Origin of the sequence: Mycobacterium sp. E1747, from assembly GCF_001667775.1 — a bacterium.
Taxonomy (GTDB): domain Bacteria; phylum Actinomycetota; class Actinomycetes; order Mycobacteriales; family Mycobacteriaceae; genus Mycobacterium.
In genome coordinates this window covers 1-17,076 of sequence record NZ_LZJI01000192.1, presented here as the reverse complement: position 1 = coordinate 17,076, position 17,076 = coordinate 1, and the positions used below count along the sequence as shown (strand labels likewise).

The window sequence follows — 17,076 nt, the reverse complement described above, 5'->3', positions numbered from 1 at the left end:
CGCGCACGCGCGCTCATCGACCGGCGCCGGGCGGGCCGGCGAAGGCTTGTGCGATCTCCAGCCAACGCTGCGCGTCGGGCCCATCCGCGGTGATGTCGAGGGCGCCGAGCGGGCGCCGCTGCGTGACCAAGTAACAGAAATCCTCGGCCGAACCGGTGACCCGCTGCGTCGCGTTAGGCGGTCCCCAGGTCCAGGTGTCACCACCGGGTCCGCGCAACTCGACCAGGAAGGGCTCGGCAGGGGCGGGCAGGTTGTTGACGGAGAAGGCGTAGTCGCGGGTGCGCACTCCCAGGTGGGCAATCGACCGCAGCCGATCGGTGGCGGCCCGTTTGATCCCCAATGCGTCGGCAACGTCCAGCCCGTGAGCCCACGTCTCCATCAGCCGCGCGGTAGCCATCGAGGCTGCGCTCATCGGCGGTCCGAACCAGGGAAGTTTGCGTTCGGCGGGCACCTGCAGCAGCGCCTCGTGCAGCCGGCCACGGGTGGCCCGCCAGTCGGCGAGCAGTTCGGTCGGCGGCAGAGCGGCCAGTTCGTCGGCGCCCGCGTCGACCAAGCCCGTCGGGTCGGCGGCCGCGGCCTTGAGCACGTCGGCAAACCCGGCCTCGTCGGTTACCGAGGTCAGCGCGACGCGGTCGGTCCACAACAGGTGGCCGATCTGGTGGGCGATGGACCATCCCGGCGCGGGCGTCGGGTCGGCCCAGCGGTCGGCCGAGAGCGGCGCGACCAGGGCATCGAGGCCGTCGCTCTCAGCGCGAAGGTCGGCAACAATCGATTCGGGACCTGCCATCACTGCCTCCGCTCGTCGGTCGCCACCGCCGGGGAACGATTATTCGCCTGGTCGCCGCGCCGTCCCAGGAAACTGTGCGTGGCCAGTCCGGCCAGGTAAAGCCCCGAGCCGAACAAGGCGAACGCCGGCGCGTGCCCGTCGCCGGGAATCAGCGCCGCGGCCACCGTGATGGAGGCGATGAACGCGACCCAGAACAGCGCGTCCTGCACCGCGAACACGTGCCCGCGCAGGGCGTCATCGACGTCCATCTGCATCGCAGAATCGGCGCACAGTTTGACCATCTGCCCGGTCACACCCAGAAAGAACCCGCACACCGCCATCACCGGCAGCAGCAACCCCGCACCCGCAACCTCGATGGTCGCCGACGCCGCGAGCGCACCGTTCACCGTCGCGTAGCGCCCCCACCTCCGGACCGCCGGCGGAGTCAGCACGTTGGCCAGAAACGCCCCGAGGCCGGCTGCCCCGAAGAACACCAGCGCGGTGCCCAATCCCCCGGCCTGCGGGTCTCTCATGTGGTGCACCAGCAGCAACACCAGCAGCGAGTTGATCCCGATCGCCATGCGGTGGGCGGCCAACCCGGACAGGGTGGCCGCGACCGTGGGCCGCTGCGCCACCGTGCGCGCGCCGTGCAACCAGCCGGTGATCACGGCATAGAAGACCGGTCCATGGATCGCCCTCTTGGTGTCGTCTGGCCCCAGCACGCGGGAGCCGAACCGCAAGGTCAGCAGCAAGGCGGTGGCGATGGGGACGCCGGTGAGAAAGATGATCGCCGAGGCGCCTGTGTCCCCGGCGCCGAACACCAACCGGGGCACGAGCATGAAGTTGGCGCCGATAAATGCGGCGATGGCTCCCGACGCGTTGGCCACGGCGTTCATCGTCACGACCTGTTCGCGCGGCACGACGTGCGGCAAGGACGCCGACAGCCCGGAGCCGACGAATCGGGCCAGGCCGTTGGCGAGCAGTGCGCCCAACAGCAGCGGCAGGTCGCCGGCTCGGACCGCCAGGATTGTGCCGATCGCGGCGATCAGGATGAGGCGGCCGGCGTTGGCGCCGACGATCACCAGTCGGCGGTCCCAACGGTCCATCAGGGCGCCGGCGAACGGACCTAACAGCGAGTAAGGCAAGAACAGCACGGTGAACGCCCGCGCGATGGCCATCGGATCGGCGGCGCGGTCCGGATTGAACAACAAGGCCCCGGCCAGACCCGCCTGGAACAGCCCGTCGCCGAACTGACTCGCCATGCGCACCTGGAGCAGCCGCCAGAAGTCCGGCAAACTGCGCACCGACCGCCAGATTTCGACGGGTGCGCTTGAGTGCATCCGGGATTGGATCACGAAACCGACTTCCACGATTGGGGCTAGCAAGCTCGTCACGGCTCGAGCCGACCCTCCAACAGTACAAATATTTACGTCCCGCGCTTGATTCGCCCGGGCGGCAAGTGCTGGATGCGATGATGGTGTGGTGCCGCCGCCCGAGGATCCAGAGGACTATGTCGCGCCGGCCGCGCAGCGGGTCCGCGCGGGTACGTTGCTGCTTGCCAACACCGATCTTTTCGAGCCGACGTTTCGGCGCAGCGTGATCTACATCGTCGAGCACAACGACGGTGGCACCTTAGGGGTAGTGCTCAACCGCGCCAGCGAAACGGCGGTGTACAACGTGCTGCCGCAGTGGACAAAATTGGCGGCCAAGCCGAAGACGATGTTCATCGGCGGCCCGGTGAAGCGTGACGCGGCCCTGTGCCTGGCGACACTGCGGGTTGGCGCCGACCCGCAGGGCGTGGTCGGCCTGCGGCACGTGGCCGGCCGGGTGGTGATGGTCGATCTCGATGCCGACCCCGACACGATCGCGCCGGTGGTGGAGGGGGTACGAATCTTCGCCGGCTACTCCGGCTGGACGATCGGTCAGCTCGAAGGCGAGATCGAACGTGACGACTGGATTGTCTTGTCGGCGTTGCCATCTGACGTTCTCTTCGGGGCGAGGTCCGACCTGTGGGGGCAGGTGCTGCGACGCCAGCCGCTGCCGCTGTCGTTGCTGGCGACCCATCCGATCGACCTGAGCCGCAACTAACGCCCCTCCCCCGGGGGCCCACCCCGCTGGCTCAGTGGCAGGACTGCGTGCAGCCGGAGCAGGCACCCGTGCAGGCCGGCGCCGCCGCTTCCTGCTGCAGCGCGAAGCGCGCGCTCTGCCACGACCCGGCGGCCAGCGTTCCGAAGGCACCGACGACGCAGACGATCAACACCACCAGTGCGGTGTGCGGCGGGGCTGCCAGCGCCACCACCCCACCGGCCGCCAGCATGATCGACGCGGCCAGTTGTGCCGGGGCCACCGACCGTAGCGCCAACGCGGTCGGATCGGCATTTTGGCCGCGTGCCAGTGACCATGTTCCGAACCCGGCCGAAGCCACCGCCGCGCACATGCACACCACCCCCGCAATCAGCATGGCCTCACAATACGAGCCCGACGGCCGGTCCGCTCAGTGGGCTCCAGCGGAGCCGCGGCACCGCCCTAGTGCTGCAGGAACGAGAAATTGGGCAGGGGCGGCAGGCCCGGAACCAGGGTCAGCAGGTTCGGCGCGGGCTGGCGGCTCGGCATGGGCGCCTGTACCGGCAGGCCGGTCGGCGCCGTCGCCGATGTCTGCCGCAGCGGAGCCACGGCTGGCGCCTGCCCGAGCGGCGCGGTAACCGGTACCTGCCCGACCGGCGCGGTGGCCGGAGCTTGCGCGACCGGAGCGGTGGCCGGAACTTGCGCGACCGGAGCGGTGGCCGGAACTTGCGCAACCGGGGGCAGCTGTGCGACCGGGGCCGGCGCCAGCCCGACCGGCGAGGCAGCGGGACTCTGGACCGGCGCGGGGACCGGGGCGCCCGGAACGGTCACCCGGAAACCGTTGACGATGGCGTCGGTGGCGGGCGCGTCGGCGACGGCCACCGCACGATCGGTTGTCACCGCGAGCGACACCAGGTACTTGTCGTGGCCGGAGGTGGCGATGACGTGGCGCCGCGAGGTGTTCAGCGTCATGTCGCCGTCGCGGTAGGTGCCTTCAACTATCGACGACGGGAACCCGCCGAAATCGGCCATCGAGGCGTTGGTGGGTTGCCAGGCCAACAGCTTCTGGCTGTCGACGTAGCCGTGGCTGATCGCCTCGCGGGGATCGAAGTTGCCGACCAGCTTGTACACCACCACCTGGGCATTCGAGGTGTAGATGCTGCTGCCTTGGCGGTCGGCGATCACCGCGAACGCGTCGGGCACATTGGGGTCCGGAACCTGGGTCCAGCGGGCGGGCACCGGCAGGGTGATGTCGAGCGCCTTGAGCCCGTCGGGCTTCTGCGCCTCGAGCTTGACCCCGTTCGACTGCAGGTATTCACGGATCGTCCCGGAGGTGGCGGGGGCGACCGCGGGTGCCGCCGGGGCGGGCGCGGCGGTTGCGGGGACCGGCGTAACCGGGCCCGTCGGCGAGGCAGCGGGGTTCGATGCCGGCGGGGTCGCGACGAACCGGTTGGTGGGCACCTGCCCCGGTGCGACGGTGGCATTCTGCGGAGCCGGTAGGGCCGGGGCGGGTGATGGCGCGGGAAGCGCGGGGTCAGCCGACGCGTTGGCGGCCGTGGCGACGGCCATGGCGATCAGTCCGGCGGCCATACCCCCCAAGAGCGCGCGGCGGGCGGGGACGATCTCAATCATCTGCCTCGGTCCTTCCAATGGCGCACTGCCAGCAGGTTTATCAGAGGCCGACTGTAACTACAGGTCAAAGCCGGTGAATAGGCTCGAAATCGACCTGGGATGAACCCCTGATCGGTGCGCAACGGAACCGAGACCATCCTGTGGCCCGGCGGGCGGGCTCGGGTTGCCTTATACCCTGTTCAGGTGACCGAATCCCCGACCACCGCCGCCGAGAGCAACCCCGGTGCCGTTCAGACGGACTCCGACGCCCCGACGTTTCGTTACACCGCGGCGCTGGCGGGCGATATCGAAAGAACGTGGCAGGAGAACTGGGCGAAGCTCGGCACGTTCAACGTGCCCAACCCGGTCGGATCCTTGGCCCCGACGGATGGCACGCCCGTTCCCGCTGACAAGTTGTTCGTGCAGGACATGTTTCCCTACCCCTCCGGTGAGGGACTGCACGTCGGCCATCCGCTGGGCTACATCGCCACCGACGTCTACGCCCGCTACTTCCGGATGACCGGGCATAACGTTCTGCATGCGTTGGGGTTCGATGCCTTCGGGTTGCCCGCCGAGCAGTACGCCGTGCAGACCGGCACGCATCCGCGGATCCGAACCGAGGCCAACGTCGTGAACTTCCGCCGTCAACTCGGCCGGCTGGGTCTCGGCCACGACAGCCGGCGCAGCTTTTCGACCACCGACGTCGAGTTCTACAAGTGGACGCAGTGGATCTTCCTGCAGATCTATAACGCCTGGTTCGACACTGCGGCCAACAAGGCCCGACCGATCGCAGACTTGATCGCGGAATTCGATTCCGGCGCAAGACAGCTGGAAGACGGACGCGAATGGTCTGCGTTGTCGACGGGGGAGCGGGCCGACGTGATCGACAGCCATAGGCTGGTCTACCGCGCCGACTCGATGGTCAACTGGTGTCCGGGATTGGGCACGGTGTTGGCCAACGAAGAGGTGACCGCCGACGGTCGCAGCGACCGCGGTAACTTCCCGGTGTTCCGGAAACGGTTGCGGCAGTGGATGATGCGGATCACCGCCTATGCCGACCGGCTGCTCGACGACCTGGAGCTCCTGGACTGGCCGGAACCGGTCAAAACCATGCAGCGCAACTGGATTGGGCGCTCCACTGGGACTCGGGCGCTGTTCTCGGCGCGTAACACCAGCGGTCAGACGGTCGACATCGAAGTGTTCACCACCCGACCGGACACGATGTTCGGTGCCACCTACCTGGTGCTGGCTCCCGAACATGACCTGGTCGACGGGCTGGTTACCGCCAGCTGGCCGGAGGCGACCGACCCGCGGTGGACCTACGGTGCCGCGACGCCGGGGGACGCCGTCGCAGGTTACCGGCAGGCGATCGCGGCGAAGTCGGATCTCGAGCGGCAGGAGAGCAAGGAGAAGTCCGGCGTCTTCCTGGGCAGCTACGCGACCAACCCAGCCAACGGTGAGCCGGTGCCGATCTTCATCGCCGACTACGTATTGGCCGGTTATGGGACGGGCGCCATCATGGCGGTTCCGGGTCACGATCAGCGCGACTGGGACTTCGCCCACCAGTTCGGGCTTCGCATCGTGGAAGTCATTGCCGGGGGCGATGTTTCGGAAGCCGCCTACCCCGGTGACGGTGTGCTGGTCAATTCCGGCTACCTCGACGGGATGGACGTGGCGACGGCGAAGGAAGCGATCACCGCTCGCCTGGAGGCGGATGGCCGCGGCTGGGCGCGTATCGAATTCAAGCTGCGCGACTGGCTTTTCGCACGGCAGCGCTACTGGGGTGAGCCGTTCCCAATCGTCTACGACAGTGACGGGCGTGCCCACGCGCTCGACGAAGCCGCGCTGCCGGTTGAGCTGCCCGATGTGCCGGACTACTCGCCCGTGCTGTTCGACCCCGACGACGCGGACAGCGAGCCGTCACCACCGCTGGCCAAGGCCACCGAATGGGTGCAAGTCGAACTGGATCTCGGCGACGGCCTGCAACCCTACACCCGTGACACCAACGTGATGCCACAGTGGGCCGGCAGCTCCTGGTACGAACTGCGCTACACCGATCCGTACAACTCGGAGCGGTTGTGCGACAAGGAGAACGAAGCCTATTGGATGGGTCCGCGGCCCGACGAGCACGGTCCGCAGGATCCCGGCGGTGTCGACCTGTACGTTGGAGGCGCCGAACACGCGGTGCTGCACCTGCTGTACGCGCGGTTCTGGCACAAGGTCTTGTACGACCTCGGACACGTCAGCTCCAAAGAGCCGTACCGTCGCCTGGTCAACCAGGGCTACATCCAAGCCTTCGCCTACACCGACTCGCGCGGCTCTTACGTCCCGGCCGACGAGGTGACCGAACGGGGTGGCCGCTTCTTCTATCGGGCTCCCGGCGGGGAGATCGAGGTGTTCCAGGAATTCGGCAAAATCGGTAAGAGCCTGAAGAATTCGATATCGCCCGACGAAATCTGCGACGAGTACGGAGCCGACACGCTGCGGGTGTACGAGATGTCGATGGGCCCCCTGGAAGCCTCCCGGCCGTGGGCCACCAAAGACGTCGTCGGGGCGCACCGCTTCCTGCAACGTGTATGGCGGCTGGTGGTCGACGAGCAGACCGGCGTCACCCGGGTGGTCGATGGGACCGGCCAAGACCTCGACACCGACACCCTGCGAGCGCTGCACCGTACCATCACAGGAGTTTCGGACGACTATGCGGCGCTGCGGAATAACACCGCGGCCGCCAAGCTCATCGAGTACACGAACCACCTGACCAAGAAGCACCGCGACGCGGTGCCGCGCGCGGCGGTCGAGCCGCTGGTGCTGATGCTGGCGCCACTGGCCCCGCATATGGCCGAGGAACTGTGGCTGCGACTGGGCCACACCACGTCGCTGGCGCATGGCCCGTTCCCTCAAGCCGATCCGGCCTACCTGGTCGACGACAGCGTCGAATACCCCGTCCAGGTCAACGGCAAAGTGCGGGGGCGCGTGGTGGTTGCCGCCGACGCCGACCAAGACACCCTGAAAGCCGCGGCCTTGTCGGACGAGAAGGTCCAGGCCTTTCTGGCGGGCGCACATCCGCGCAAGGTGATCGTCGTCCCGGGCCGACTGGTCAACCTGGTCGTCTAGCGAATAGCCTTGTCACCGGCCTGCGGGCCGCAGCACGACCTCGTGGACGTGCCCGTCTGGGGGAGTGGCCACCACGTTGGCCACCGCGGCCGCAACCGTTTCCGGTTTGAGAAACTTCGCGGGGTCGTACGTGCCGCCCTCGAATGCGACGAGTTCGCGCTGCATTTCGGTGTCGGTGCGGCCGGGATATACCGTGGTCACCCGCAGCTGCGGTTCGTCGGCGCGCAGCGAGTCGGCGAATGCGCGCAACGCGAATTTGCTCGCCGAATAGGAGGCCATTCCGGGGGAGACGTTGCGCCCCGCCCCGGAGTTGATGAAGACCACCTGCCCGCGGGCGCTCCGCAGGGCCGGTAGCAGCACCAGCGTAAGTTCCACCGGCCCAAGCACATTGACGGCGAAGGTGGCGCGCCACTCGTCCACGTTGGACTCCGCGACATGACCGGGGAAGGACACGCCTGCGTTGTGCACCAGCACGTCGAGTTCGTCGACGATCTCGCAGGTGGCCTCGATCTCGGAAGGGTCGGTCAGGTCCAGCGGGAAGGTCGTCGCGTCGAGCCGCGCCGCGACGGCGTCGAGCCGGTCGGAAGGCCGGCCGGCAAGCAGCAGCGTGTGGGTGGGGGCCAGCGCAGTGGCGATCGCGGCACCGATGCCGCCGCCGGCGCCGGTGATGAGTGCAGTGGGCATGTATACAGCCTACGGAAGTCGGGAAAGCCGTTGTCTATAGGGCGTTTTCACGCCTCTTTGGCCGCCGCGGGCTCACCTGCGGGCCCCGGGGCCGGTTCGCCGGAGGCCAGCCGCTGTAGCGGAGCCAGCGCCTGCATTAGGGTGTCCAGGTCGGCTGGGGGGAGCTGGCTGAGCATCGCAGCCAGGGAAGCGCGCCGGTTGGCCAGGGATTCACCATGCACCGCCCGTCCGCGCGGCGTGATGTCGACCAGCACCGCCCGCAGGTCGGACGGGTCACGGGAGCGTTTGACCAGACCGAGCTTTTCCAGCCGGCGGATCGCCACTGTGGTGGTCGGAGTCCGCACCCGTTCGTGGGCCGCCAGGTCGGTCATCCGAATCGGCCCCTGATCCAGCAAGGTCACCAGGATCGACAGTTGCGCCAGCGTCAGTTCTCCCGCGGCGGCGCCGCTCGGGTCGCCGCGACGCAGAATCGAAAACAACTTGGACAGCGCACGGTGCAAACCTTCCGCAAGCTCGGTCACATCGGCCGCGGTGGATTCGCTGTCCGCCATAACCGGGGAGTCTAACGCTATATCAGGCGGGTACAAGGTAGCTAAGCCTACTAATTACTACTGGTGGAACCGTCAAAGTACTTGCGACAGAAATCGCTGTAGACGTTCGGTCTGTGCAGCCTCGAAAATCTGCTCCGGGGGACCGGATTCCACGACCTTGCCCCGATCCATGAAGACGACCGTGTCGGATGCCGAGCGGGCGAACCCCATTTCATGCGTGACCACGAGCATCGTCATGCCGTCGGCGCCGAGATCGGCGATGAGTTGCAGAATCCCTTTCACCATTTCGGGATCCAGCGCAGAAGTCGCCTCGTCGAAGAACATCACTTGCGGCGCCATGGCCAGCGCGCGGGCGATCGCGACCCGTTGCTGCTGGCCGCCGGACAACATCGCGGGCCGCGCATCCGCCTTGTGCTTCAAGCCAACTCGTTCTAACTGGGCCAGGGCCAAGTCACGGGCTTCGTCCGCGGCCAGGCGGCGCAACTTGTGCGGCGCCATCGCGACATTTTTGAGCACACTCAGGTGCGGGAAGAGATTGAAATGCTGAAACACCATGCCGATGCGCTGGCGGAGCGCATTGGGATCGTCGCGCAACACCGATCGCCCGTCCAACAGGATGTCGCCACTGTCGGGTTCGTGCAACCGGTTCAAGGTGCGCAGCAGCGTCGACTTGCCCGATCCGGACGGGCCGATGACGGCCACGGTGGTCCCCGCGGGGGCCTCGAAATCGACACCGCGCAACACCTTGTTGCCACCGAGAGTCTGATGAATGTCTTTGGCGGCCAGGGAGACTGGCGCACGCCCCGTATTCACGTGATCTCCTGGCCGAACGTCGTCGTAAGCGTGTCGTCCGGGTCGGGGGTGCCCCGGCCGCGGCGCAGGCGCGTGTCGATGTAATTCACCAGGTGCGTCAACGGAATGGTCAATATCAAGTAGAAGAGGCCCGCAGCCACCAACGGCGACAGGCTGCCGGTCTGGGCATTCAAATCCCGGCCCACCTGGAAAAGCTCGCGCTGCTCGGCGATCAGGCCGAGGAAGTACACCAGAGCGGAGGCCTTCAGCAGGCCGATGAATTGGTTGACCAATGCCGGCAGCACCCGCCGTATTCCCTGTGGCACAACCACGAGCCGCATGGCGGTCGTATAGCTGAATCCCAGCGCGCGGGCAGCCTCCAACTGGCCGGGGTCCACGCTTTGGATTCCGGAACGCAGGATTTCGCCGATGTAGGCGGCAGCCATCAATCCCAACGCCGCAATCCCGAGCGGATAGGGATTCTTGTTGGTCAGCCCGCCGACCAACGGCCCGATGCCCATTCCGATCAGCAGGATGATCACCACTTCGGGCAGGCCCCGGAAGATATCGGTGTACACCCGCGCCGGCCAGCGCAGCCAGCGTCGGTGCGAGATGCCGGCCATGGCCAGCACCATCCCGACCGCGAGGCCGATCACGATTGCGCTGTTGGTCAGGATCAGTGTGTTGGGCAGCCCGGTAGTGAGCAGAACCGGGATGGCTCGTCGGTACATCTCCCAGTCGAAAAACGAATCGCGCAACTGCGCCAGCGTCGATTTGGGTGCGGCCGGTCCCGTCGGGCTGCGGTGCTGGCTCGCGGCGATCGCGGCGAAGTCGGGCAGGTTCGGCGTTGGCGCGGCTTTCGACCCGGGCTTCCAGCCGGCCGGCAGCGTGCGCGGCACCCACTGGCAGTAGAGCTTGGCCCAGGTGCCGTCGGCGATCGCCGCGTCCAGTCCGGAGTTCAGCGCATCGATCAGCGGTTTGTTCTCCTTGGCGACCGCATAGGCCACGAAATTGCCTGGGCTGAAAGTGTTCGCGACCGTGACCGCGGGATCGCCCGGGCGAATGACGGTCGAGGCAAGGGTCCCGGGTGCCACCCACGCATCGATCTGGCGGGTCTTGAGACTGGCGTAGAGGGTGGCAAAGCCCGGGTACTTCACCGGTTGCAGATGCAGGGTGTCAACGACATAGGACTCCTCGACGGTGCCCTGGACCACGCCGATACGCTGGCCGGCCGCCAGGTCGCTGAATTTGTGTATCGGCGAGCCGGGCGGCACCACGAGGGAATAGAAGCCGAAGTCGTAACCATTGGTGAACGCGACGGTGCGGCGGCGCTGGTCGGTCGCTTTCACCGATGCCGATCCCACGTCGAAACGCCGGGACGCCACTTGAGCCAACAAGGCGGAGAAGTCGGTGCTGACGAAGCGGAGCTGCAGATGCAGCTTGTCGGCGATGGCGCGCAGGAGCAAGTTGTCGAAGCCGCTGAATTCACCGGTGGGGTTGATGCAGATGTTGGGCGGGGCGTCCGACAGGGTGCCCACCGTCAGCACGCCCGGTGTGCCGAGGCCGAGAGCGCCGACGTCGACGGAGCCGATCGGCTCGACGGAATTGGTTGTATCCCGGTCTTCCTGGGGCGTGGGCTGGCTTTCGGTCAGGTCTTTGGGCAAGGCCCGTGCGCTCTCCACACCCGAGGGTGCGCATTGGTTCCAGTCGGCGGCCGCGGGCCCGGCCGGACCACCTAATGCCATGCCGCACACCAACACTGTCGTCGCGGCCAGTCCGATCAGCCTTCCGCGGCGCTGGGTGCGTTGGAACGCGCGCGCATTCATCCCTGCCACCGTATCGACCGGACGGCGGCCTCGTCGGGTGAGCGTGCCCTAGATCGCCAGCGACGGCTCGACGCCCGCGGGTTCGGCGTCGGCGAGTACGTCGAGCGGTTCCGGCGCCACGGGACCCATGCCGTCGGGCGCGGCGAACACCCCGCGCCGGGAGAGTTCGGCCAGCATGGTCTGTGCCATCAGGTAGGAGCGGGCGACGCAGGCGGCCCGGGCGGCCTCGGGGTCGCGCCGGTTGATCGCGGAAGTCTCCTCTTCGTAAGACGGGAGGATCTCTTCGCGGCTGCCCTGATATATCAGCCAGAACACCCGGGGCACCAGGTTTTGCGAGGCGCGGATCGTGGCGTGCAACCGCGGTCCGGCGTACTCGTCATTGATCGTGCGGCGGTATTCCGCCGCGATGTCGCAGAACGCACGTGAATCCTTGGCGGCGCGCAGCGATCGCATCAGGGCATCGAGCTGACCCAGGATCCGCGGGGTCGGGCTGGTGGCCGCGCGCGCGGAGGTGATGCCGTTGAGCAGGCCCTCGAGCTCGTGATGTTCGAGAACGGTCCCTTCGTTGAACCGCTCCACGAACGCACCGCGGTGGTAGCGGGTGGAGACAATGCCGTCGTGTTCGAGTTGCACCAACGCTTCTTGAATGGGAACTCGGCTCACGCCCAGGCCCAGCGCGATCTCATTGCGATCGACGCGGTCGCCGCTACGCAGCTTTCCCGTCAGCAAGAGGTGCAGGATGTGGGAAACGACCAGGTCCTTTTCTTTGACCCCGTATTTCTTCGGCATTCGTTGTTGAGTCTCTTTCAAACCCGGTTCGGCCAACTAGCGCGAGAAGCTTCTCACGAGTTGGCTCGTATTTTCCGGCGTTTGACGGAGGAATCTTGCGGCGAAAGGCCTTAACGACTGTCGCGCCACCGACACAGCGCTTCCGCGGCGCTCAGGTCGTAATCCGGACCATCACACCCCACCGTCAACAGCGTCACACCGAGGCCGACGAGGCTTTCGGCATTCTCGATCAGCCCACCGCGGTCCTGAACGGCGGCCGAGCGTTCGATGCTCGCCGGGTCGCGGCCGACGTCGGCGCAGTGCCGGGCCAAGACCTCTGACTTCGCCGGGAACTCCTCGGCGGAGGTGAAGCTGTGCCACAGGTCGGCGTGTTCGGCCACCAGCCGTAGCGTCTTACGCTCGCCGCCGCCGCCGATCAGGATCGGGATGTCGCGGGTCGGCGGCGGATTCAGCTTGGCCAGCCGCGCCTTGATCCGCGGGAGCGCGCCGGCGAGGTCATCCAGACGGCTGCCCGCGGTGCCGAAGTCGTACCCGTATTCGTCGTAGTCCTTCTGTTTCCAGCCCGAGCCGATCCCCAGCACGAGCCGGCCGTCGCAGATGTGGTCGACGGTTCGGGCCATGTCGGCGAGCAGCTCGGGATTCCGGTAGGAGTTGCAGGTGACGAGCGCACCGATCTGTATGCGCGACGTCTGCTCGGCCCAGGCCCCGAGCATGGTCCAGCATTCGAAATGCGCGCCGTCGGGGTCCCCGTATAGGGGGAAGAAGTGGTCCCAGTTGAACGCGATGTCGACCCCGATGTCCTCGCAGCGGCGCACGGCGTCACGGATTTGGCGGTACTGCGGCGCGTGCTGAGGTTGGAGTTGTACACCGACGCGGATGGGGAGCTCACAGGTCATATGACCACCGTAGGCTCACCGCGCTTCGAGCACACCGCGCAGCAGCTCGATCAGGGCCAGGGGTTGGTCGCTTTGCACGGAGTGCCCCGAATTCTCCACCACGTGTGAGGTTCGGAAATGCTTTGTGCGACGGCTTAATTCGGCGGCATCATCGTCGCTGACGAATCTCGAGTTGCCGCCGCGGATGAGGGTGATGGGTGCGGACAGCTTGTCCACGTCCTCCCACAGGACGTCGAAGTCGGGGAACTTGCGGATGGCGTCGTAGCGCCACGTCCAGTTGCCGTTTTCCAGCCGGCGCGAATTGTGAAAGACGCCGCGGCGCAGCGCCTTCACCTCGCGGTGCGGCGCCGCGGCGATCGTCAAATCCAGCATGGCCTCGAAGCTGGGGAATTCGCGTTCGCCGTGCATCAGCGCTACCGTGCCCTGCTGTTCCTTGGTCATCTCCGAGTGGCGTTGCAGCGCCGACGGGGTGACGTCGATGAGGACAAGTTCGTTCACCAGTTCGGGCGCCACGGCGGCCAGCCGTATCGCGGTCAACCCACCCAGCGACATGCCCACCACAAGATCGGCGCTGGGTGCGTGCTCGCGCACTGCGGGCAACAAGGCATCGGCGTTCAGCTGCGGCGAGTAGTCGCCGTCCTCGCGCCACGCCGAATGACCGTGCCCCGGCAGGTCCACGGCCAGTGCGGGTTCGCCGAGGCCGACGATGACGGTGTCCCACGTGTGGGCGTTCTGGCCGCCGCCGTGCAGGAAGACGATCCGCGGGGAAGTGCCACCCCAGCGCAGCGCGCTGATTTTCTCCTCACCGGCGCCCGCCTCCACGCGTTGCACGTCCAGCAGCGGACCGCTGACGCCGGCCTGCTCGGCATTCTCGGACAGCAGCGAGAATTCGTCGAGCCCGTCGAGTTCATCGTGGGAGGTATCGGCCACGACCATGAATCTAGCCCAGCGCATCGCCTCGACCATCTCGGGCGGCGAGGGCGACGGCTTCGGCCAATCCACGTCGATTCGTTCGATGCGAAGCTGCGCCGGCGGCTCGTCCCAGCGGTCGAAAACCCTGGCGAACGGGCAGTTTCCACGAACCGCCCCAGCACCGAGCGTCACGCCAGCGTGGCTGTGCTCGCCGAGCGTCACGCTGGTGTGACAAAGGGACCCGCAAACGAACGTGCGGTGAGGCCACCGAAGCGACCTCACCGCACAATCGGTGGAAAAAGGGGGTCAGCCCTCGATGATGAACTCTTCGAGCTGCGCGCGAGCGACGTCGTCGGGCAGCTGCTGCGGCGGGCTCTTCATCAGGTAGGCCGACGCCGGGATCACTGGGCCGCCGATGCCGCGGTCCTTGGCGATCTTGGCCGCGCGCACCGCGTCGATGATGACGCCCGCGGAGTTCGGCGAGTCCCACACCTCGAGCTTGTACTCCAGGTTCAGCGGCACGTCACCGAAGGCGCGGCCCTCCAGCCGCACGTAGGCCCACTTGCGGTCGTCCAGCCAGCCGACGTGGTCGGACGGGCCGATGTGCACGTCCCTGGTCTTGAACTCGCGCTGCACGTTCGACGTGACGGCCTGCGTCTTGGAGATCTTCTTGGACTCCAGCCGCTCACGCTCGAGCATGTTGAGGAAGTCCATGTTGCCGCCGACGTTGAGCTGCATGGTGCGGTCCAGCTGCACACCGCGGTCCTCGAACAGCTTGGCCATCACACGGTGGGTGATGGTGGCGCCGACCTGGCTCTTGATGTCGTCGCCCACAATCGGCACGCCTGCGTCAGCGAACTTCTTGGCCCACACCGGGTCCGAGGCGATGAACACCGGCAGCGCGTTGACGAACGCCACACCGGCGTCGATGGCGCACTGGGCGTAGAACTTGTCGGCCTCTTCCGAGCCCACGGGCAGGTAGGACACCAGCACGTCGACCTCGGCGTCCTTGAGCGCCTTGACCACGTCGACCGGCTCGACGTCCGACAGCTCGATGGTGTCGGCGTAGTACTTGCCGATGCCGTCCAGCGTCGGGCCGCGCTGCACCACGACGTTGGTGGGCGGCACGTCGGCGATCTTGATCGTGTTGTTCTCCGAGGCGAAGATCGCATCTGAGAGGTCGAAGCCGACCTTCTTGGCGTCGACGTCGAAGGCGGCGACGAACTTGACGTCGCGCACGTGGTACTGGCCGAACTTGACGTGCATCAGGCCAGGCACGGTGCTGTTCTGGTCGGCGTTCTGGTAGTACTCGACGCCCTGTACCAGCGAAGACGCGCAGTTACCGACGCCGACAATGGCGACTCGTACCTCCGTCGACGCGATTGGCGCGTTCTGGTCACTCATAAGGGCGTTCTCCTAACTCCATAACTCGGTGTCGCAGCTGATGAATTTCGTGCAGGGTTTTACGTCTGCTCGGAGACACCGGGCATCGCCCGCTCCGCAGCAATGAGCTCGTTGAGCCACTTCACTTCGCGCTCGCTGGACTCCAGCCCCAGTTGGTGAAGTTGGCGGGTGTAGCGATCGAACGAGCTGCTGGCCCGCGCCACGGCTTCACGCAGGCCTTCTCGCCGCTCCTCAACCTGACGGCGGCGACCCTCCAGGATGCGCATGCGCGCCTCCGCCGGAGTCCGGTTGAAGAACGCCAGGTGCACCCCGAAGCCGTCGTCGGTGTAGTTGTGCGGACCGGTGTCGGCCACCAGCTCACCGAAGCGCCGACGGCCCTCGTCGGTTAGCTGGTAGACGCGCCGGGCCCGCCGGACCGGCGTGCCGGCCGGGGCGGCGTCTTCGGCGATCAACCCTTCGGCCTGCATCCGCCGGAGGGCGGGGTACAGGGAACCGTACGAGAACGCACGGAACGCACCGAGGAGACCGGTCAGCCTTTTGCGCAACTCGTAACCGTGCATCGGCGATTCGATCAGCAGGCCCAGGATGGCGAGCTCAAGCATCGAATCACCTCCTTTGCGCGGCTGGTTACGACGGTTCGACGCCTCGCGTCATCGTATCGCCTCGATATATTCGCCACAACACCACCGGATGTTCGTCAGCTATTAGTCCGAGTGCGTGGAATCGAAATCGCGCCGTCCGCCGGCTGGCCCGGCAGTGGTTAAGACGGCAGATTCAGTTGCTTCAGGGTGCCGTCACCTGCGAAAACGATGTAGCCACCACCGTAGTCGCTGGAAACGTAGAGCGACAACGACAGGGCTCCAGGGGTGGTGGGGTCGCTGGCCGGCTGGATGTTGAGGTATTCGGTCTTGACGTCCGAAGGCTTCATGTGGAGGGTCTGCGGGGCACCGCGCATGATGCCCACCGTCGCCGTGACGTCGAACTTGCTCAGGTCCACCGGAACGGGCCCGTCCGCGGAACTCTTGGCCGAGCTTGTCGGGTCGCCCCAGCCGCCGCGATAGGTGTAGGCCAACACCCGGCGATCGTCGGAGGGATCCGGCCGGTCGAGCACCGCGTACGTCGGGTAGATCACCAAGCGGTAGCCCACCGCGTCGCCGAACCGCTTCCGTGTTTGCTCGAGCAGGCCGGTCAGGCCGCCGACCGAATGCAACTGGGTGGGCGGCGTCAGCACGACCGGGCCGACTCCGTCGGGCTTGGCGCCGGGGTCGGTGGTGAAGTCGAGCGGCGACGTGGTGTTGCCGTACATGCCCCACCCGATGCCGATGCCGAGCAGTACCGACACGACGAATGCGGCGGCGAGCACCCGCGCCAAAGACGTCAACCGGCAGGACGCCTGCAAGATCCTCGACAACGCCCTCAACGACGGCGAGCTGTCGATGGAAGAGCACCGGGAACGGGTGAGCGCGGCCACCAAGGCCGTCACGCTCGGCGACCTGCAGGACCTGGTGAGCGACCTGCAGACGGACAGCAGCGCCCTGCCGACAACCACCGTCAAGCGCCTGCCGGTGCCGCCGAGGCTCGGCGGCTGGGGGGTGCTCGCCGCCGCATTCGTCGTGTCGGTACTGCTCGGCATCGGCATCGGGTGGGGCATGTACGGCAACACCACG

Annotated in this window: 16 protein-coding genes and 1 pseudogene; 3 read left to right on the top strand and 14 right to left on the bottom strand. The window is 66.8% G+C overall.

Annotation, left to right across the window (positions count from 1 at the left end; all coding sequences use genetic code 11):
- Positions 1 to 13: 13 nt before the first annotated feature.
- Both A5695_RS19315 and A5695_RS19310 read right to left on the bottom strand, forming a co-directional pair.
- Complete coding sequence (locus tag A5695_RS19315; RefSeq protein WP_068085691.1) at positions 14 to 787, bottom strand: TIGR03084 family metal-binding protein; 774 nt, start codon at positions 785 to 787, stop codon at positions 14 to 16.
- A complete protein-coding gene (locus A5695_RS19310) occupies positions 787 to 2,106 on the bottom strand; it encodes an MFS transporter (RefSeq protein WP_068085810.1) in 1,320 nt (439 codons plus the stop codon). The genes A5695_RS19315 and A5695_RS19310 overlap by 1 nt, the downstream gene beginning before the upstream one ends.
- 139 nt (positions 2,107 to 2,245) lie before the next feature.
- Between A5695_RS19310 and A5695_RS19305 the strand changes: the two genes are divergently transcribed.
- Complete coding sequence (locus tag A5695_RS19305) at positions 2,246 to 2,854, top strand: YqgE/AlgH family protein (protein WP_156749745.1); 609 nt, start codon at positions 2,246 to 2,248, stop codon at positions 2,852 to 2,854.
- A gap of 31 nt (positions 2,855 to 2,885) precedes the next feature.
- On the opposite strand, the gene A5695_RS19300 is transcribed toward A5695_RS19305, so the two are convergent.
- The gene (locus A5695_RS19300; RefSeq protein ID WP_068085689.1) at positions 2,886 to 3,227 is read right to left on the bottom strand and encodes a hypothetical protein; all 342 of its coding nucleotides are present in this window, start codon (positions 3,225 to 3,227) and stop codon (positions 2,886 to 2,888) included.
- A gap of 65 nt (positions 3,228 to 3,292) precedes the next feature.
- Positions 3,293 to 4,462 (bottom strand): LpqN/LpqT family lipoprotein, encoded by a 1,170-nt coding sequence (locus tag A5695_RS19295; RefSeq protein WP_068085687.1) that lies wholly within the window; start codon positions 4,460 to 4,462, stop codon positions 3,293 to 3,295.
- A gap of 183 nt (positions 4,463 to 4,645) precedes the next feature.
- Between A5695_RS19295 and leuS the strand changes: the two genes are divergently transcribed.
- Positions 4,646 to 7,555, top strand: a complete 2,910-nt coding sequence (gene leuS, locus A5695_RS19290) for a leucine--tRNA ligase (RefSeq protein WP_068085803.1) — start codon at positions 4,646 to 4,648, stop codon at positions 7,553 to 7,555.
- 12 nt (positions 7,556 to 7,567) lie between these two features.
- On the opposite strand, the gene A5695_RS19285 is transcribed toward leuS, so the two are convergent.
- From A5695_RS19285 to A5695_RS19240, 10 genes and pseudogenes are all read right to left on the bottom strand, one after another.
- On the bottom strand, positions 7,568 to 8,239 hold the full coding sequence (locus tag A5695_RS19285) for an SDR family oxidoreductase (protein ID WP_068085685.1): 672 nt from the start codon (positions 8,237 to 8,239) through the stop codon (positions 7,568 to 7,570).
- A gap of 47 nt (positions 8,240 to 8,286) precedes the next feature.
- Complete coding sequence (locus A5695_RS19280) at positions 8,287 to 8,790, bottom strand: MarR family winged helix-turn-helix transcriptional regulator (protein ID WP_068085681.1); 504 nt, start codon at positions 8,788 to 8,790, stop codon at positions 8,287 to 8,289.
- 72 nt (positions 8,791 to 8,862) lie between these two features.
- Complete coding sequence (locus tag A5695_RS19275; RefSeq protein WP_068085678.1) at positions 8,863 to 9,603, bottom strand: amino acid ABC transporter ATP-binding protein; 741 nt, start codon at positions 9,601 to 9,603, stop codon at positions 8,863 to 8,865.
- Positions 9,600 to 11,408 carry an ABC transporter substrate-binding protein/permease gene (locus A5695_RS19270; RefSeq protein ID WP_068085673.1) on the bottom strand — a complete coding sequence of 603 codons (1,809 nt, stop codon included), beginning with the start codon at positions 11,406 to 11,408 and terminating at the stop codon, positions 9,600 to 9,602. The genes A5695_RS19275 and A5695_RS19270 overlap by 4 nt, the downstream gene beginning before the upstream one ends.
- Positions 11,409 to 11,456: 48 nt before the next feature.
- A complete protein-coding gene (locus tag A5695_RS19265; RefSeq protein ID WP_068085671.1) occupies positions 11,457 to 12,197 on the bottom strand; it encodes a GntR family transcriptional regulator in 741 nt (246 codons plus the stop codon).
- Between the two features lie 110 nt (positions 12,198 to 12,307).
- The gene (locus tag A5695_RS19260; RefSeq protein WP_068085669.1) at positions 12,308 to 13,093 is read right to left on the bottom strand and encodes an LLM class F420-dependent oxidoreductase; all 786 of its coding nucleotides are present in this window, start codon (positions 13,091 to 13,093) and stop codon (positions 12,308 to 12,310) included.
- Between the two features lie 15 nt (positions 13,094 to 13,108).
- On the bottom strand, positions 13,109 to 14,029 hold the full coding sequence (locus A5695_RS19255) for an alpha/beta fold hydrolase (RefSeq protein WP_156749746.1): 921 nt from the start codon (positions 14,027 to 14,029) through the stop codon (positions 13,109 to 13,111).
- Positions 14,030 to 14,311: 282 nt separating this feature from the next.
- Positions 14,312 to 15,409, bottom strand: coding sequence for an inositol-3-phosphate synthase (locus tag A5695_RS19250; RefSeq protein WP_068085666.1), 1,098 nt, complete (start codon positions 15,407 to 15,409; stop codon positions 14,312 to 14,314).
- Between the two features lie 59 nt (positions 15,410 to 15,468).
- A complete protein-coding gene (locus A5695_RS19245) occupies positions 15,469 to 16,011 on the bottom strand; it encodes a PadR family transcriptional regulator (protein ID WP_068085664.1) in 543 nt (180 codons plus the stop codon).
- Positions 16,012 to 16,169: 158 nt separating this feature from the next.
- Positions 16,170 to 16,772, bottom strand: a pseudogene (locus tag A5695_RS19240) (hypothetical protein); the annotation flags it as partial.
- On the opposite strand from A5695_RS19240, the gene A5695_RS19235 reads away from it, so the two are divergent.
- The coding region (locus A5695_RS19235) for a DUF1707 domain-containing protein (RefSeq protein ID WP_231974905.1) at positions 16,732 to 17,076 on the top strand (345 nt) is incomplete at its 3' end. The pseudogene A5695_RS19240 and the gene A5695_RS19235 overlap by 41 nt on opposite strands.

Bases quoted from the DNA above. Each gene is read 5' to 3' on its own strand.
- A5695_RS19315 (WP_068085691.1), bottom strand. From the start codon at position 787: ATGGCAGGTCCCGAATCGATTGTTGCCGACCTTCGCGCTGAGAGCGAC.
- A5695_RS19310 (WP_068085810.1), bottom strand. From the start codon at position 2,106: ATGCACTCAAGCGCACCCGTCGAAATCTGGCGGTCGGTGCGCAGTTTG.
- A5695_RS19300 (WP_068085689.1), bottom strand. From the start codon at position 3,227: ATGCTGATTGCGGGGGTGGTGTGCATGTGCGCGGCGGTGGCTTCGGCC.
- A5695_RS19295 (WP_068085687.1), bottom strand. From the start codon at position 4,462: ATGATTGAGATCGTCCCCGCCCGCCGCGCGCTCTTGGGGGGTATGGCC.
- A5695_RS19285 (WP_068085685.1), bottom strand. From the start codon at position 8,239: ATGCCCACTGCACTCATCACCGGCGCCGGCGGCGGCATCGGTGCCGCG.
- A5695_RS19280 (WP_068085681.1), bottom strand. From the start codon at position 8,790: ATGGCGGACAGCGAATCCACCGCGGCCGATGTGACCGAGCTTGCGGAA.
- A5695_RS19270 (WP_068085673.1), bottom strand. From the start codon at position 11,408: ATGAATGCGCGCGCGTTCCAACGCACCCAGCGCCGCGGAAGGCTGATC.
- A5695_RS19265 (WP_068085671.1), bottom strand. From the start codon at position 12,197: ATGCCGAAGAAATACGGGGTCAAAGAAAAGGACCTGGTCGTTTCCCAC.
- A5695_RS19260 (WP_068085669.1), bottom strand. From the start codon at position 13,093: ATGACCTGTGAGCTCCCCATCCGCGTCGGTGTACAACTCCAACCTCAG.
- A5695_RS19255 (WP_156749746.1), bottom strand. From the start codon at position 14,029: ATGGTCGTGGCCGATACCTCCCACGATGAACTCGACGGGCTCGACGAA.
- A5695_RS19250 (WP_068085666.1), bottom strand. From the start codon at position 15,409: ATGAGTGACCAGAACGCGCCAATCGCGTCGACGGAGGTACGAGTCGCC.
- A5695_RS19245 (WP_068085664.1), bottom strand. From the start codon at position 16,011: ATGCTTGAGCTCGCCATCCTGGGCCTGCTGATCGAATCGCCGATGCAC.